Origin of the sequence: Xanthomonas sp. NCPPB 3005 (assembly GCF_041228095.2) — a bacterium.
GTDB lineage: Bacteria > Pseudomonadota > Gammaproteobacteria > Xanthomonadales > Xanthomonadaceae > Xanthomonas_A > Xanthomonas_A bonasiae.
In genome coordinates this window covers 2,936,491-2,953,283 of sequence record NZ_CP166096.2, presented here as the reverse complement: position 1 = coordinate 2,953,283, position 16,793 = coordinate 2,936,491, and the positions used below count along the sequence as shown (strand labels likewise).

The following is a 16,793-nucleotide window of genomic DNA, read 5'->3' as shown; positions in this document are numbered from 1 at the left end:
TCATTTTTTTAAACCGCATTCTTCCCGAAGAATCATCTGGAGTTGCCATGTTGGAAGCCTACCGCCACCACGTCGCAGAGCGCGCCGCGCTCGGTATCCCGCCGCTGCCGCTGAGCGCGCAGCAGACCGCCGAGGTGGTCGAGCTGCTGAAGCAGCCGCCCGCCGGCGAAGAACAGTTCCTGGTCGAGCTGCTGAGCCAGCGCGTGCCGGCCGGCGTCGACGACGCGGCCAAGGTCAAGGCGTCGTACCTGGCCGCGGTCGCCTTCGGCAGCGAGCAGTGCACGCTGATCTCGCCCAAGCGCGCCACCGAACTGCTGGGCACCATGCTCGGCGGCTACAACATCCACCCGCTGATCGAGTTGCTGGACCACGCCGAGCTCGGCGCGGTGGCCGCCGAAGGCCTCAAGCACACGCTGCTGATCTTCGACGCGTTCCACGACGTGCAGGAAAAGGCCGAAGCCGGCAATGCGCACGCCAAGGCGGTGCTGCAGAGCTGGGCCGACGCGGAGTGGTTCACCAGCAAGCCGGAAGTGCCGCAGAGCCTGACCGTCAGCGTGTTCAAGGTGCCGGGCGAGACCAATACCGACGACCTGTCGCCGGCGCCGGACGCGACCACGCGCCCGGACATCCCGATGCACGCGCTGGCGATGCTGAAGAACAAGCGCGACGGCGCCGCGTTCGTGCCGGAAGAAGACGGCAAGCGCGGCCCGATCCAGGCGATCGCCGACCTCAAGGCCAAGGGCCACCTGGTCGCCTACGTCGGCGACGTGGTCGGGACCGGGTCCTCGCGCAAGTCGGCGACCAACTCGGTGCTGTGGTGGACCGGCGAGGACATTCCGTTCATTCCGAACAAGCGCTTCGGCGGCGTGTGCCTGGGTTCGAAGATCGCGCCGATCTTCTACAACACCATGGAAGACGCCGGCGCGCTGCCGATCGAGCTGGACGTGTCGCAGATGGAGCACGGCGACGTGGTCGAGCTGCGTCCGTACGACGGCAAGGCGCTGAAGAACGGGCAGGTGATCGCCGAGTTCGCGATGAAGTCGGACGTGCTGTTCGACGAAGTGCGCGCCGGCGGCCGCATCCCGCTGATCGTCGGCCGCGGCCTGACCGCCAAGGCGCGCGAGTTCCTCGGCCTGCCGCCGTCGGACCTGTTCCGCCTGCCGATGGTGCCGCCGGATACCGGCAAGGGCTTCTCGCTGGCGCAGAAGATGGTCGGCCGCGCCTGCGGTCTGGCGGAAGGCCAGGGCATGCGCCCGGGCACCTATTGCGAGCCGAAGATGACCTCGGTGGGCTCGCAGGACACCACCGGGCCGATGACCCGCGACGAGCTGAAGGACCTGGCCTGCCTGGGCTTCTCCGCCGACCTGGTGATGCAGTCGTTCTGCCACACCGCCGCGTATCCGAAGCCGGTGGACGTCAAGACCCACCACACCCTGCCGGAGTTCATCTCCACCCGCGGCGGCGTGTCGCTGCGCCCGGGCGACGGCGTGATCCACAGCTGGCTCAACCGCATGCTGCTGCCCGACACGGTCGGCACCGGCGGCGACTCGCACACCCGCTTCCCGATCGGCATCTCGTTCCCGGCCGGCTCCGGCCTGGTCGCGTTCGCCGCCGCCACCGGCGTCATGCCGCTGGACATGCCGGAAAGCGTGCTGGTGCGCTTCAAGGGCGAGATGCAGCCGGGCGTGACCCTGCGCGATCTGGTCAACGCGATCCCGCTGTACGCGATCAAGGACGGCCTGCTGACCGTGGCCAAGCAGGGCAAGAAGAACATCTTCTCCGGCCGCATCCTGGAGATCGAAGGCTTGCCGAACCTGAAGGTGGAGCAGGCGTTCGAACTGTCCGACGCCTCGGCCGAACGTTCCGCCGCCGGCTGCACGGTGCGCCTGGACAAGGCGCCGATCATCGAATACCTGACCAGCAACATCACCCTGCTGCGCTGGATGATCGCCGAGGGCTATGCCGATGCGCGCACGCTGGGCCGCCGCATCAAGAAGATGGAAGAGTGGCTGGCCGATCCGCAGCTGCTCGAGCCCGATGCCGATGCCGAGTACGCCGCGGTGATCGAGATCGATCTGGCCGACATCCACGAGCCGATCGTGGCGTGCCCGAACGATCCGGACGACGTCAAGACGCTGTCCGAAGTCGCCGGCGCGGCGATCGACGAGGTGTTCATCGGCTCGTGCATGACCAACATCGGCCACTTCCGCGCCGCGGCCAAGCTGCTGGAAGGCAAGCGCGACATCCCGACCCGGCTGTGGGTCGCGCCGCCGACCAAGATGGACGCCTCCGAGCTGACCAAGGAAGGCCACTACGGCACCTTCGGCGCGGCCGGCGCGCGCATGGAAATGCCGGGCTGCTCGCTGTGCATGGGCAACCAGGCGCAGGCGCGCGAGGGCGCCACGGTGTTCTCCACCTCCACCCGCAACTTCCCCAACCGCCTGGGCCGCAACACCAACGTGTACCTGGGGTCGGCGGAACTGGCGGCGATCTGCTCGCGCCTGGGCCGCATCCCGACCAAGGACGAGTACATGGCCGACGTGGGCGTGATCAAGACCAGTGGCGAGCAGATCTACCGCTACATGAACTTCGATCAGATCCAGGAATATCAGGACGTGGCCGATACCGTCGCGGCCTGATCCAGGCGGTCGAACAGTGCAACGAGAAAGCCCGGCGATGCCGGGCTTTTTCGTTTGCGCCTGGCCCTGCAGTAGGGACGGGCCGATGCGGCGACAGCGCTGGCGCAGAAGGTCGCACCGGCACCGCGCCGCTGATCAAAGCCCCTCTCCCCCGGGAGAGGGGTTGGGGTGAGGGTACGGACGCGAAGCGCCTCGCGAAGTTCGGGTACATGAGGCTTCGCCGGTACCCTCATCCCCCTTCGGTTCGGTCGTGTTGTGCTGCCGGAGCATTTCGCGTCTGGATCGATCGCTGCGCCGGCCGGCATGCCGACTTCGTTGGTCGCGGTTGAAACCGCTCCTACAGTGAACCCAGGATGCTCTCTGTAGGAGCGGTTTCAACCGCGACCGCTTGCGTAACGACCTGCACTCAGGCGCTTTCCACCCGGTTGCGGCCGTTCTCCTTGGCCCGGTACAGCGCCTGGTCGGCGAGGTTGGTCAGGCGCGTGCTCGACAGGCCGGACCGCGGCGATTTGCTGGCGCAGCCGATGCTGACCGTCACCAGCCGGTGGCGCGCGCCCGGGGCGTGCGCCACCGCGCAGCCCAGCACCGCCTGGCGCAGCCGTTCGCCGACCGCATGCGCGGCCTCGCTGTCGCAGCCGGGCAGCAGCGCCACGAATTCCTCGCCGCCGTAGCGCGCCAGCACGCCGTCCTCGCGCAGTTGCGCGGCCATCGCCAGCGCTACCACGCGCAGGCAGTCGTCGCCGGCCAGATGGCCGTAGTGGTCGTTGAAGCGCTTGAATTCGTCGATGTCGATCATCAGCAGTGCCAGCGGCCGCTGCTGCGCCTGCATCTGGTCCCACAGCCGCTGCTGGCTTTCGACGAAATGGCGATGGTTGGCGATGCCGGTGACCGGGTCGCGCTGCGCCTGGTCGGCGAGGCGGTGGTTGGCCTGCTCCAGTTCCCGGGTGCGGGTGCTCACCAGTTGCGCCAGCAGGTCGCGCTGGCGGCGCAGCCGATAGCCGTGCACGCGCCAGCCGAGCAGCAGCGCGGCAAGCAGCAGCACCGCTGCCGCACCCCAGCTCAGCGGCGACAGATACCACGGCGACGGCTGCCGGAAGCGCAGCCGCGCCGGCGTGCTCGACCAGGCGCCGGTATCGCCGCGCGCGATGATTTCCAGGGTGCTGTCGTCCCATGGCAGCAGCGGGAAGTGCAGGCTGCGCTGCGCGCCGATGTCGGTCCACGCCGGGTCCTGTCCCGGGCGGGTCAGCCGGTAGCGGAAGCGGGTCTTCTCCGGCGCGCTGAGGTTGATCGCGGTGAAGCCCACCTCGATGTCGTGGCTGTGCGGCGGCAGGCGCAGCTCCGCGGCCAGCGGCACGCTGCGGCCGCCGACGTCGAGCGACTGGATCCGCACCGGCGGCGCCTGCACGCGGCGCTCGCCGAGCGCGAGCGGATCGATCTCGGCGAAGCCGGAAATCAGCGGGAACCACAGCTTGCCGGCGGCGTCGCGCAGGCACGCCGGCTGGCCGCCGCCGTTGGTTTCGGCCGGTTCCAGGCCGTCGCTTTCGGAAAAGCCGATCGCGCTCAATTCCTCGCTGCCGGCGGCGGCCTTGGCCAGTTCCTCCGGCGGCAGCAGGGAAATGCCGCGGTTGCCGCTGAGCCACAGCCCGCCGCGCGCGTCGGCGACCATGCACGAGACCACGTCGTCGAACAGGCCGCTGCCGCGATCGAAGCGCTGGACGCGGCCGTTGCCGATGCGGTTGAGGCCGCCGCCATAGGTGCCGATCCACAGCGTGCCGTCGGGCTGTTCGTACAGCGAGCGCACGAAGCGGGTGGACAGGCCGTTGCCGGTGTTCCAGCGTTCCACCACCCGTTGCCGCCGCCAGCGCACCACGCCTTCGCCGCCGGCCAGCCACAGGCCGCCTTGCTGCGCCGGCTGGATCAGGGTGACGCTGCCGGGCAAGCCGGGGAGGCGCTGCGGCGTGCCGGTCTCGCCGCCGGCGCCGACCGGAACCGCGTAGACGCCGTGGCCGCTGGCGACCAGCAGCCTGTGCTTGGCGGTGCGGTACAGGGCGCGGATCGGCAACTGGTCCGGCCATTGCGCCACCAGCCGCAGCGCCTGGCTGCGGTAGGCGTCGTTGTCGCGATCGGCGCGGTCGTCCTGCGCGTCGGGCCGCAGATAGCCGACGCGGCCATCGACGGTGCCGATCCACAGGCCGCCGGCCTCGTCGCGGTGCAGCGACCACACGCACTCGTTGCCGAGCGCGGATTGCAACGACCAGCGGCGCAGGCGTCCGCTGGGTGCGTCCCAGTGCCGCAGTCCGCCGCACACGGTGCCCAGCCACAGCCCGCCGCTGCCGTCGCCGATCACCGGCAGGCCGGGCAGGTCCATGCCCTGCTGCGCGTCGTTGAGCAGGCCGATGCGCGAGCGCGCGATGCGCAGCAGGCCGCGTGCGTTGCTGCCCAGCCACAGGTTGCCGTCGCGGTCGCTGAGCAGGCTGTGCGACGCCGGCAGTGCAGGCGTCGTCAACGGACGCAGCCCAGCGCCATCGTCGTCGTCGCGGAACAGCTGTCCATCGACATCGACCGCCCACAGCCGGTGCTGCGCATCGCGCGCCAGCGCCTGCGCGCCGCGCACCGGCGCCGCTGCCGGCAGCCATTGCCGGCGCAGCGTGTCGTAGCGGTGCAGGGCCGCGCCGGCACCCACCCACAGCACGCTGCCTTCGCTGTGCAGCGAACTGACCCGGGTTTCCCCGGCCGGCAACGGCACCGCTTCGCGGCGTCCCTGGCGCAGCCGCCACAGGCCTTGCCCACCCAGATAGAGCTGTCCGTCGCCGCCGAGCGCGGCGGCCATGTCCAGCGCCTGCGGCTGCTGTTCGAGGGTGCGCAGGGTGCGCGGGTCGATCCGGTAGGCGCCGGCACTGCTGAAGACCCACACGCTGCCGTCGGCCGCGGCGACGAAGCGGCGGATCAGGCAGCGGCCGCCGCACAGGTCCAGGCGCAGGAAGCGGCCGTCGCGATAGACGCTGACGCCGGCGTCCTCGCTGCCGATCCACAACTGGCCGCGCTCGTCCTCCAGCAGTTGCAGGATGCGGTCGCTGGACGGGCCGCTGCCGGCCAGGCTGCGGTAGACGCTGAACCCGCTGCCGTCGAAGCGTGCCAGCCCGCCGAAGGTGCCCAGCCACAGGAAACCGTCGCGGTCCTGCACGATCGCGTTCACCGAATTCTGCGGCAGGCCGTCGTGGGTGGAGAAGCGGCGCACGACGTCGGGATAGGCAGGGCGCAGCGTCTGCGCGGCGAGCGCAGCACTGGCGGACCACAGCAGCAGCGACAACAGGAAGCGGATCGGCATTGCCTGACGGGGGGTAAAAAAAACGTGCTGCGGATCAAGCAATAACTGTGCCGCGACCGGCTACGGAGGCGCCGCGCCGGACGTTGCGGGCGGCGCGGCCGCTGCCGCCTCGGCCCGATGCGCGCCGATCCAGTGTTCCAGCTGCGTCGCCGGCAGCGCGGGCGCGAACAGGAAGCCCTGCAGCACGTCGCAACCGAGCCACGCCAGGAAGGCCCGCTGCGCCTCGGTTTCCACGCCCTCGGCGACGGTATGCAGGCGCAGGCTCTCGCCGATGCGCAGCACCGAGGTGGTCAGCGCGCGTGCGGTCTCGCTGTGTTCCAGGTCGCGGACGAAGCTCATGTCCAGCTTGAGTTCGTTGACCGGCAACTGGTGCAGATGGCTGAGGCTGGAATAGCCGGTGCCGAAGTCGTCCAGCGACAGGCGTACGCCGCTGGCCTGCAACTGACGCAGATTGGCCAGCACCGCCGGTGCGTTGGACAGCATGACGCTCTCGGTCATTTCCAGCGCCAGGTCGCTGGGCGCCAGCGCATGCGCGCTCAGCATCTGCGCCACCCGCGCCGGCAACTGCGCGTCGGCGAAGTTGCTGGCCGACAGGTTGACCGCCACGCGCGGCACCGGCACGCCGCGCAGGCGCCAATCGGCCATCTGCCGGCAGGCCTGGCGCAGCACCCAATGCCCGAGTTCGTCGATCAGTCCGCATTCCTCGGCCATCGGCACGAAGCGCGCCGGCGAGATGTCGCCCAGATGCGGGTGCTGCCAGCGCAGCAGCGCCTCCACCCCGTACAGCGCGTAGGGCGGCTGGCTGTGCAGCTGCGGCTGGTAGTGCAGCTGCAGCTGGTCGCGGCGCAACGCTTCGCGCAACGCGGTCTCCAGCGCCACGCGCTCCTGCGCCATGCGGTTCATGTCGGCGCTGAAGAAGCGGAAACTGCCGCCGCCTTCGTTCTTGGCCCGGTACATGGCCAGGTCGGCATGGCGCAGCAGGGTCTCGATGTCGCGGCCGTCGTCGGGGAACATCGCCACGCCGATGCTGGCGCCCGGGTGCAGGGTCACGTGCCCGACCACCAGCGGCTCGGCCAGCGCCAGCAACAGGCGCTCGGCCACCCCGGCGGCCTGCTCGGCGCCGCACTGCGGCAGCATCAGCACGAACTCGTCGCCGGCCTGGCGGCCGATCAGGTCGGTCGCGTTCAAGGTCTCGCCCAGGCGCCGCGCGATGTCGCGCAGCATGCCGTCGCCGGCGGCGTGGCCCTGGGTCTCGTTGACGCGCTTGAAGCGGTCGATGTCGACGAACAGGATCGCCACCGGAAACGCGTGGTATTCGGCGGCGGCCAGCGCCTGCTCGGCGCGGGCGCTGAACATCACCCGGTTGGGCAGGCCGGTCAGCGAGTCGTAGAACGCCAACTGGTGCACGCGCGCCTTGGTCTGCTCGCGCTCCAGCGCCAGCGCGCACAGATGCAGGCACAGCTCGATCAGCCGCAGGTGCCAGGCCTGCGGTTCGCAGACGTCGCGGTAATACAGCGCGAAACTGCCGAGCACGCGCCCGCCGCTGGACTTGATCGGGCTGGCCACGCAGCTGCCCAGGCCGAGCTGCTGCACCAGCGGCCGGTACTCGGCGAACAGCGGATCGGTGGCGGCGTCGCGCACCAGCACCTGCTTGCCGCGCCAGATCGCCGCGCCGCAGGCACCGGCGGTGGGACCCACGCGCATGCATTCGACCGCCTCGTTGAAGGCGGTCGGCAGGCTCGGCGAGGCCAGCGGGTGCAGCCGCCCGTCGCCATCGACGCTGATGATCGAGGCCACCACCTGCGGGGCGATGCGTTCGACCTCGCTGCAGATCAGCGTGGCCACGTCGACCAGCGGCTGTTCGCGGACCAGCGCGTCGAGCACGTTCTTGTGCAGGATCTCGTGCATCTTGCTCTGGGTGATGTCGGTGAACGAGACCACGTAGTGCTGGATGCCGCCGTCCGCGTCGGCGATCGGATTGGCCATCAGCGTGGTCCACAGCGGCGAGCCGTCCTTGCGGTAGACCAGCAGATCGGTCTGGTGGCCCAGTCCGCCGACCACGCGTTCGCGGGTCAGCCGTACCGCCTGCATGTCGGTGCCGATGCCGGGCAGCACGCTGCTGGGCAGCAGTCCGCGCACTTCCTCGGCGGCATAGCCGAACATGTGCACGAAGCCGGCGTTGACGTACAGGATCGCCAGCTGCGGGTCGCAGACCACAATGGCGTTGTCGCTGCGGTCCAGGGCCAGCGACAGCAGCCGCATCTTGGCGTCGCGCTCGCGTTCGGCGCTGATGTCGCGCACGAACACCACGGACAGCGGCGCCGGTTGCTGCGGCACCGTGGCCGCGCTGACCGACACCCAGCGCTGCACGCCGTCGTTGCCGGGCAACTGCAGTTCGTAGCCGTCGCCGGGCGTGTCGGCGCGCTGCCGCATGCACCTGGCCAGGAACGGCGCGCGCGCCTCGTCCGGTACCAGCTCACCGAGCGAACGCCCCAGCACCTGCGCCTGCGACAGGCCCCACAGCGCCTCGGCGGTCTGATTGAAGGCGAGGATGCGCGCGTCCGCGTCGATCACCACCACGCCGTCGGGCGCCTGCTGCAGGCAGCTCAGCAGGGCCTGCTCGGAATCCTGCAACCTGGCCAGGCAGGAAGCCGAGGTCGCAGCGGGTTCGCTGGGCGCGTTCGGGGTGCGGACGCGCTGGCGCGGCATGGGGCTAGCGGGCCTGGTTGGACAAGGCGATCAGGCGTTCGGCGATCCGGTCCAGCGGCAACACCTCCTGCGCGGCGCCGAGCCGGAATGCGGTGCCGGGCATGCCCCAGACCACGCTGGTGGCTTCGTCCTGGACCAGGGTGCTGGCGCCGGCCTGCAGCATTTCCAGCAGGCCGCGTGCGCCGTCGTCGCCCATGCCGGTCAGCACCGCGCCGATCGCGTTGGCGCCGGCGTTGCGCGCCACCGACTGGAACAGCACGTCCACCGCCGGTTTGTGCCGGTTGACCGGCGGGCCGTCGTCGATCTTGCAACGCCAGCGGGCGCCGTCGCGGACCACCTGCAGGTGCTTGCCGCCGGGCGGCAGGTAGGCGTGGCCGGGCAGGATCGCTTCGCCTTCGCTGGCCTCGCGCACTGCCATCGCCGAATGCCGGTTGAGACGGTCGGCGAAGGCGGTGCTGAAGCCGGCCGGCAGGTGCTGGGTCATCACCACCGCCGGCGCATCGGCCGGCATGCCTTCCAGGACCACGCGCAGCGCCTCGGTGCCGCCGGCGGAGGCGCCGATCGCGATCAGCCGGTCGGTGGTGCGGAATTTCAGCGTGGACACGGCGCTGGGCGTGATCACCGCGTTGCCGGCGGGCCGCGGCGCGGCCGGGCGGTCGAGCGCGCGGACCTTGGCCTTGGCCGCGGCCTTGACCTTGCCGACGATTTCCTCGGCGTATTCCTCCAGGCCGCGGGCCACGTCGAGCTTGGGCTTGGAGATGAAATCGACCGCGCCCAGCGCCAGCGCCTGCAGCGTGGTGTCGGCGCCGCGCTCGGTCAGCGAGGAGATCATCACCACCGGCGTGGGCCGCAGCCGCATCAGGTTTTCCAAGAACGCCAGGCCGTCCATGCGCGGCATTTCCACGTCCAGGGTGATCACGTCCGGATTGAGCCGCTTGATCTTCTCGCGGGCCAGGATCGGATCGGCGGCCGAGCCGACCACTTCGATGCCGGGCGCGCGCGACAGGATCTCGGTCAGCATTTGCCGCACGACCGCGGAGTCGTCGACGATCAGCACGCGGCAGGGGATTTCTGACGTCATTCGAACAACTCCACGGCGCCGGTGACGGGCGCTTTGGCGAGGCGGGCACGCACCGCCGATTCGGCGGCGGCGATTTCGGCTTCTTCGTGCGCATGCGGCAGGCGCTGCACGACCACGCGGCCGGTGCCGGGGAAGAACCAGATCTTGCGCGGATGGATGCCGCGCAGGTCCTCGGCCACCACCGGAATCTGCTCGGCTTTCAGGTAGTTCAGCACGAACTCGGCGTTGCGGGTGCCGACCGGGTTGTTGGTGAAACCCTTGAGCACGTTTCCGCCGCCGAACACCTTGGCTTCCAGGCGGCTGCGGCTGGCGCCGCGCTTGAGCAGGTCGTTGATCAGCACTTCCATCGCATAGCTGCCGTAGCGCGCCGGTGCGCCGTCGCCGGCCTGGCCGTCGGGCAGCATGAAGTGGTTCATGCCGCCGATCTTGAGCAGCGGGTCGCGGATGCAGGCGGCCACGCAGGAACCGAGGATGGTGGTCAGCGCGGTGTCGTCGTCCACGACCAGATACTGGGTCGGCAACAGCTTGGCCGCCATGGTCTGGAAGCGGGTGTCGTGGTAGCGCATCACCTGATCCGCGACCATCGTGGCGGCTCTCATGCGCGTGCCTTGGCGGCGCGCCGGTACAGCGTGCGGCCGCAGGGCTGGATCAGGTCGGCCGCATGCAGGTAGTTTTCCGAATGGCCGGTGTAGAGCATGCCTTCGTCGTCCAGATGCGGGATCAGCCGCGACAGGATGCCACGTTGGGTGGGCTTGTCGAAATAAATCATCACGTTGCGGCAGAACAGCGCCAGGTACGGGCCGCTGACGTCGTAGCGCGGCTCCAGCAGGTTCAACTGGCGGAACTCGAGCAGCTCGCGCAGCGCCGGCACCACCCGGCACTGGCCCTCGTTGGCGCCGCTGCCGCGCTGGAAATACTTGCGCTTGAGCGCCGGGTCCAGGCTGGAGATGCGATCGACCGCGTACACGCCGCGCGAGGCGGTCGCCAGCACCTGGGTGTCCACGTCGGTGGCCAGGATCCGCACCGGCGGGGTCAGCGTGCCGAACGCCTCGCAGGCGGTGATCGCCAGCGAATACGGCTCCTCGCCGGTGGAAGCGGCGCACGACCAGATCTTCACCGGTGCCGAGGCGGCGTGCTTCTGCAGCTCTTCGCGCAGGCGCTCGAAGTGGTGCGGCTCGCGGAAGAACGAGGTCAGGTTGGTGGTCAGCGCGTTGGTGAACGCCTCCCACTCGTCGCCGCCGTCGCGCTCCAGCCAGTCCAGGTACTCGCGGAACGAGCGCAGGCCCAGCGTGCGCAGGCGCCGCGACAGCCGGCCGTAGACCATGTCGCGCTTGGCCGGGGCCAGCGCGATGCCCGCCTTCTGGTAGATCAGGTCGCAGACCCGCTTGAAATCGCGATCGCTGAATTCGAAGTCGCGGTTGTCGGAACCGGGGTGGGGCAGGGAAGACGTTGGAGTGGCCATGGCTCGCAGCGGTGATCGGTCTATCGGGTTATCGGCCGGCGCCGGGCGAAATTGACGCCGGAACAAGGCGCGGCCTGGGCCGCCGCCGCTGCCGCCGTCAGAACTCCTGCCACTGGTCTTCGGCGGCGGAGGCGCGTGCCGTGCCCGTCACGCTGCGGATGCGCGCAGGCGCACGCGGTGCGGTCGCCACCGGAGAGGTCTTGGCGCGCACGGACGGCCTGGCTTTTGCGACCGGCGCGGCCTGCGGCGCCGGTGCGCTGGCCTGCGGGTCCAGCTTGAACTCGGCGACGGTGGCGCTGAGCTGGCCGGCCTGGGTCTGCAGCGTACGTGCCGCGGCGGTGGCTTCCTCGACCAGCGCGGCGTTCTGCTGCGTGGCCTCGTCCATCTGGGTGACGGTCTGGTTGACCTGCTCGATGCCCAGCGACTGCTCCTGCGAGGCGGCGGAGATCTCGCCCATGATGTCGGTGACGCGCTGCACCGAGGACACGATCTCCTGCATGGTCTGGCCGGCGCGATCGACCAGCGCCGAGCCTTCGGCGACGCGGGTCACCGAGTCGTCGATCAGGCCCTTGATTTCCTTGGCCGCGCCGGCCGAGCGCTGGGCCAGCGTCCGCACCTCGCTGGCGACCACGGCGAAGCCGCGGCCTTGTTCGCCGGCACGCGCCGCTTCCACCGCGGCGTTGAGCGCCAGGATATTGGTCTGGAAGGCGATGCCGTCGATGACGCTGATGATGTCGGCGATCTTCTTCGACGAGGTCTCGATGCCGCTCATGGTGGCGACCACCTGGCCGACCACGTCGCCGCCCTGCGAGGCCACCGCGGCCGCACCCACCGCAAGCTGGTTGGCCTGGCGCGCGTGTTCGGCGTTCTGCTTGACCGTGGAGGTCAGTTCCTCCATCGAGGCGGCGGTCTCTTCCAGGCTGGCGGCCTGCTGCTCGGTGCGGCGCGACAGGTCGTCGTTGCCGGCGGCGATTTCCGACGAGGCGACGTTGATGCTGGCGGCTGCGCCCTGGATGCGGCCGACGATATCGGCCAACTGCTCGGCGGTGGCATTGGCGTCGTCGCGCATCTTGGCGAACACACCGTGGAACTCGCCATGCATGCGCACGCTCAGGTCGCCGGCGGCGATGGCCTGCAGCAGCTGCGACAGCTCGCCGAGGGTGCGGTCGCTGACCTCCATCATCGCGTTGAGGTTCTGCACCATCGCCCGGAAATCGTACTGGAAGCGCTCGGCGTCGCCGCGCGCGCTGAAGTCGCCGATCGCCGCGGCTTCGGCCAGTTGCTTGACCTGTACGTTCATCGCGGTCAGGTTGGCCTTGGCGGTGTCCATCGCCTCGGTCAGCACGGCCTTCTCGCCGGGCAGGCGTTCCATGTCCTCGGACAGGTCGCCGATCGCGTAGCGCTGGATGATCTGCACCAGGCGCAGCTTCACCGCCACGTGCGAGGCGACCAGATCGTTGGTGGCCTTGACCATGTGCCCGTAGTCGCCGGGGAAGGCGGTCGCGTCCATGCGATAGCTGATCGTGCCCTGTTCGTGGCGCTGCGCCATCAGGTTCTGCGCATCGATCACCTCGCGGATGCGGCTGCGCATGTCCAGCATGTCGCCCATCAGCTGGCCGACCTCGTCGTTGGAGCGCGCGCGCACGGCGCTGTCCAGTTCGCCGCGGGCGATGGCCTGCGACAGCTGCCGTGCCGCGTCGAGCTGGCGCGCGATGCCGCGCGAAATCATCCAGCCGACGCTGGCTGCGGCCGCGATGGCCAGTGCGAGCAGGCTCATGATCAGCAGCTTGGTGCGCGCCAGCTGCGCGTTGATGGTGTCCATTTCCTGGTTCAGCTGGGCGACGTTGTAGTCGGTCAGCGCCACGATCCGTTCGAACAGGTCGCGCCGCAGCGGCCGCGACTGCTTGTCGGAGATGGTCTGCGCCGCGGCGACGTCGCCGCCGCGCATCGCATCGCCCATCAGCGTGTTGGCCTGCAGATAGGCGTCCAGTTTTTCCTTGACCCCGGCATACATCTGCCGCTGCGTCTTTTCCAGCATCACCCGTTCGATGATGGCCTGGTTCTTCGCCACTTCCGTGCGCACCTTCTGCATGCGCTTGAAATAGTCGGCCATCGCTTCCGGGTCGTCGGCGCGCGCGATCTGCGCCAGCTCGTAGGTGCGGAACTCGCCGAGCTGCGCGCGCACTTCGGCCAGCGCCTGCGTGGCCGGCACCCAATCCAGCTCGATGCGCTTGAGCTCGGACATCGCCAAGGTGGTGCGCGAATAGGTGAACACGCCCAGGATCACGGTCAGCAGCGTGGTCAGGGCGAATGCGAAGATCAGCTTGTCGCGGATTTTCAGTTGCTTGAAGACGTTCATTGGCGTTTCCGTGCAGCGGATTGGGCGATGGCGAGGCAGTACCGCAGAGGGGCTAGCGGGCGACGTAGGCGGGCGCGTCCGCGTCCGGATGCAGCGCGTGCGCGGCGTTGACCCGGCTCAGTTCCTCCAGGTCGGCGAACAGGGCGCGGCGCTGCGGCAGCGCCTGTTGCGTGGACAGCTGGCGGGCGCGTTCGCGATCGCCGGCATGCACCGCGCTGCTGATCTGCCGGTGCAGCTGCAGATAAGCGTCCAGCTCCGCCTGGACCGTGGCGAAGCGGCGGCGTTCGTCGCCGCTCGGCGCGGTAGCGATGTACCGCGCCACCTGCGTGCGCGCGCCGCGCATCGAGCGTTCGATGCGCTGGTCGTAGTCGGCCACTTCCGCGGCATTGCCGGTCGCGGCGATCAGCGACAGCTGGTATAGACGCAGTTCCGCGAGCTGCGCGCGCAGCTCGCGCAAGGCCATCGCCGACGGCGCTTGCCGGGTCTGCAACTGCAGCAGGTGCTGGCGCGAGTCGTCGAGGGTGCGGGTGCTCAGATGCGCCATCCCGATCACCGCGGCGCAGCCGAGCACGCACAGCAGCGACGCGAGCAGGGACGATTTCAGATCGGTATAGCGCGGCATCTCAGGCTCCCGAAGCGGCGGCAATGGCGAGGTGGCTGCGGTGACCGCATTCACGCATCGTTAATTCGATATCGACTGCGGGGACGGACGCTTGAGATCGCCCGTGCGCGGCACCGATGCAACTGTGATGCAAGTCCGATTGGATGGCCGGGCCGCGGCGCAGCGCTCAGAACTCCGCCCAGTCCGTTTCCGTCACCGCCGCGCGCTTGCCCGCCGCCTGGCGCGGGGCCGGTTTGGCCGCCGCCGGACGCGACGCCGCGCGTGCGGGCGCTGCGCGCACGCGCGTGGCCGCAGCGGGGTTGCTGCCGCCGCCGGTGCCGAGCCGGAACACCGCTGCGGCCTCGCTCAGCCGGCGCGCCTCTTCCTCCAGCGCCCGCGCCGATGCGCTGGCTTCCTCGACCAGCGCGGCGTTCTGCTGCGTGGCCTCGTCCATCTGGGTGACGGTCTGGTTGACCTGCTCGATCCCGGACGACTGCTCCTGCGAGGCGGCAGAGATCTCGCCCATGATGTCGGTGACGCGCTGCACCGAGGACACGATCTCGGCCATGGTCTGCCCGGCGCGATCGACCAGTGCCGAGCCTTCGGCGACGCGGGTCACCGAGTCGTCGATCAGGCTCTTGATTTCCTTGGCGGCGTTGGCCGAGCGCTGGGCGAGGGTACGCACCTCGCTGGCGACCACGGCGAAGCCGCGGCCCTGTTCGCCGGCACGCGCCGCTTCCACCGCCGCATTCAAGGCCAGGATATTGGTCTGGAAGGCGATGCCGTCGATCACCGAGATGATGTCGGCGATCTTCTTGGAGGAGGTCTCGATGCCGCTCATCGTGCTCACCACCTGGCCGACCACGTCGCCGCCCTGCGAGGCGACCGCGGCGGCGCCGACCGCGAGCTGGTTGGCCTGGCGGGCATGTTCGGCGTTCTGCTTGACCGTGGAGGTCAGCTCTTCCATCGAGGCGGCGGTCTCTTCCAGGCTGGCCGCCTGCTGCTCGGTGCGCCGCGACAGGTCGTCGTTGCCGGCGGCGATCTCGGTGGTCGCGGTGTTGATGCTCAGCGCGGCGGTCTGGATGCGGCCGACGATGTCGGCCAGCTGGTCGGCGGTGGCATTGGCGTCGTCGCGCATGGTCGCGAACACGCCGTGGAACTCGCCCTGCATGCGCACGCTCAGGTCGCCGGCGGCGATGGCCTGCAGCAGCGTGGACAGCTGTCCCAGGTTGCGGTCGCTGACCTCCATCATCGCGTTGAGGTCCTGCACCATCAGCCGGAAGTCGTGCTGGAAATGCGTCGCATCGCCGCGGGCGCTGAAGTCGCCGGCGGCGGCCGCCGCGGCCAGGCGCTTGATCTCGGTGTTGATCGCCAGCAGGCTGGCCTTGGCCGCATCCATCGATTCGTGCAGCACCGCGCGGCTGCCGGGCAGGCGCCGCGCATCGCGATGCAGGTCGCCGTTGGCGTATTCGTTGAGCACCGCGATCGCGTCGACGATCGCGTCCAGGTGCTCGAACATCATCGTGTTGATGCTTTTGCTGAGCTCGCCGTACACGCCGGGGAAGTCCTGCGGCATGCGGTGCGACATGTCCTTGTCGGCGTGCAGCACCGCCATCTTCGCAGTCTCGCTGGAGAAGCGTTCCAGCATCTGGATCATCTCGCCGGTGGCGCGCAGCATCTGCCCGGTCTCGTCGCGTCCGGGATTGTCGATGCGCACGCTCAGGTCGCCGCGGGACACCGCGCGGATCGCCTGCAGCGTGCGCGACACCGGCACCAGCACCGAGCTGCCGATCAGCCAGTTGATGCCGAAGGTGATCAGCACCAGCACGCCGCCGGCCACGGTCATCACGCCGGTGAACAGCAGCGCCTGCGCCTGCACGTCGTCCATGTACACGCCGGTGCCGATCACCCAGTTCCAGGGCTTGAACGGCGCGTTGTAGGACACCTTCTCGACCGGCTTGTCGTTGCCCGGCTTGGGCCACAGGTAGTCCACATAGCCGCCGCCGGCCGCCGCTGCCGCGGCGAACTGGCGGAAGATCGGCTTGCCGTCGGCGCTGAGCACGTTGCCGATGTCCTTGCCGACCAGGTCGTGGCGGGTCGGGTGCATCAGCATGGTCGGACGCATGTCGTGCACGTAGAAATAGTCCACGCCGTCGCGGGCGCGCATCGACTCCAGCGTGGCCAGCGCGGTGCGCTGCGCCTCGGCCAGCGGCATCTGCCCGCCCTCCACCTTGGCCGCGTAGGCCTGGACCACGCCGATCGCCAGTTCGATCTGGCTCTTCAGCGCCTGCTCGCGGGTGTTGCGGATATCCACGTACTGCATGCGCGCGGCGAGGATCGCCAGCAGCACGATGCCGCTGCCGAGCAGCAGGGTTTGCCAGACGAACTTGCGACGCAGCGGCAGATCCGACAGGCGAGCGACGAGCGACGGATACGACATTGGATGGACACCTTCGAGTGGTTCTCGAAGGCTTTAACGGCGCGGCGGTAACAAAATTGAGACAAACCCGCGCGGGCCCGGCCGAGCCGCCGTGGCCGGGACCGGCGGTGGCCGACAAAAAAATCCCCGGCGCGGGGCCGGGGATCGGGACGTGCCTGAATGCCGCGACTGCCG

At 69.5% G+C, this 16,793-nt stretch carries 9 protein-coding genes; 1 reads left to right on the top strand and 8 read right to left on the bottom strand.

Features of this window, described 5'->3' with window-relative positions:
- The first annotated feature begins 47 nt into the window (after positions 1-47).
- Positions 48-2,639 carry a bifunctional aconitate hydratase 2/2-methylisocitrate dehydratase gene (gene acnB, locus AB8810_RS12735; protein ID WP_179564434.1) on the top strand — a complete coding sequence of 864 codons (2,592 nt, stop codon included), beginning with the start codon at positions 48-50 and terminating at the stop codon, positions 2,637-2,639.
- Between the two features lie 406 nt (positions 2,640-3,045).
- Here acnB and AB8810_RS12730 read toward each other — a convergent pair whose 3' ends face one another.
- The 8 genes from AB8810_RS12730 to AB8810_RS12695 all read right to left on the bottom strand — a co-directional run bounded on the left by AB8810_RS12730 (position 3,046) and on the right by AB8810_RS12695 (position 16,619).
- Positions 3,046-5,967 (bottom strand): diguanylate cyclase, encoded by a 2,922-nt coding sequence (locus tag AB8810_RS12730; RefSeq protein ID WP_369913823.1) that lies wholly within the window; start codon positions 5,965-5,967, stop codon positions 3,046-3,048.
- A 60-nt stretch (positions 5,968-6,027) separates the two neighbouring features.
- Entirely contained in the window at positions 6,028-8,676 is a 2,649-nt protein-coding gene (locus AB8810_RS12725) for an EAL domain-containing protein (RefSeq protein ID WP_191826745.1), read from the bottom strand.
- 4 nt (positions 8,677-8,680) lie between these two features.
- Positions 8,681-9,757 carry a chemotaxis response regulator protein-glutamate methylesterase gene (locus tag AB8810_RS12720; RefSeq protein ID WP_179564440.1) on the bottom strand — a complete coding sequence of 359 codons (1,077 nt, stop codon included), beginning with the start codon at positions 9,755-9,757 and terminating at the stop codon, positions 8,681-8,683.
- The gene (gene cheD, locus AB8810_RS12715) at positions 9,754-10,356 is read right to left on the bottom strand and encodes a chemoreceptor glutamine deamidase CheD (protein WP_225210148.1); all 603 of its coding nucleotides are present in this window, start codon (positions 10,354-10,356) and stop codon (positions 9,754-9,756) included. Before cheD ends, AB8810_RS12720 begins: the two co-directional genes overlap by 4 nt.
- Positions 10,353-11,219 (bottom strand): CheR family methyltransferase, encoded by an 867-nt coding sequence (locus AB8810_RS12710; protein ID WP_179564442.1) that lies wholly within the window; start codon positions 11,217-11,219, stop codon positions 10,353-10,355. The genes cheD and AB8810_RS12710 overlap by 4 nt, the downstream gene beginning before the upstream one ends.
- Positions 11,220-11,316: 97 nt before the next feature.
- Positions 11,317-13,578 (bottom strand): methyl-accepting chemotaxis protein, encoded by a 2,262-nt coding sequence (locus AB8810_RS12705; protein WP_369913822.1) that lies wholly within the window; start codon positions 13,576-13,578, stop codon positions 11,317-11,319.
- Positions 13,579-13,630: 52 nt separating this feature from the next.
- Positions 13,631-14,200, bottom strand: coding sequence for an MCP four helix bundle domain-containing protein (locus AB8810_RS12700; RefSeq protein ID WP_369913821.1), 570 nt, complete (start codon positions 14,198-14,200; stop codon positions 13,631-13,633).
- A gap of 166 nt (positions 14,201-14,366) precedes the next feature.
- Positions 14,367-16,619 carry a methyl-accepting chemotaxis protein gene (locus tag AB8810_RS12695; RefSeq protein WP_369913820.1) on the bottom strand — a complete coding sequence of 751 codons (2,253 nt, stop codon included), beginning with the start codon at positions 16,617-16,619 and terminating at the stop codon, positions 14,367-14,369.
- Between the last annotated feature and the right edge of the window lie 174 nt (positions 16,620-16,793).

Excerpts from the sequence above, each read along its gene's own strand:
- acnB (WP_179564434.1), top strand. The coding sequence starts at position 48 with ATGTTGGAAGCCTACCGCCACCACGTCGCAGAGCGCGCCGCGCTCGGT.
- AB8810_RS12730 (WP_369913823.1), bottom strand. The coding sequence starts at position 5,967 with ATGCCGATCCGCTTCCTGTTGTCGCTGCTGCTGTGGTCCGCCAGTGCT.
- AB8810_RS12725 (WP_191826745.1), bottom strand. The coding sequence starts at position 8,676 with ATGCCGCGCCAGCGCGTCCGCACCCCGAACGCGCCCAGCGAACCCGCT.
- AB8810_RS12720 (WP_179564440.1), bottom strand. The coding sequence starts at position 9,757 with ATGACGTCAGAAATCCCCTGCCGCGTGCTGATCGTCGACGACTCCGCG.
- cheD (WP_225210148.1), bottom strand. The coding sequence starts at position 10,356 with ATGAGAGCCGCCACGATGGTCGCGGATCAGGTGATGCGCTACCACGAC.
- AB8810_RS12710 (WP_179564442.1), bottom strand. The coding sequence starts at position 11,219 with ATGGCCACTCCAACGTCTTCCCTGCCCCACCCCGGTTCCGACAACCGC.
- AB8810_RS12705 (WP_369913822.1), bottom strand. The coding sequence starts at position 13,578 with ATGAACGTCTTCAAGCAACTGAAAATCCGCGACAAGCTGATCTTCGCA.
- AB8810_RS12700 (WP_369913821.1), bottom strand. The coding sequence starts at position 14,200 with ATGCCGCGCTATACCGATCTGAAATCGTCCCTGCTCGCGTCGCTGCTG.
- AB8810_RS12695 (WP_369913820.1), bottom strand. The coding sequence starts at position 16,619 with ATGTCGTATCCGTCGCTCGTCGCTCGCCTGTCGGATCTGCCGCTGCGT.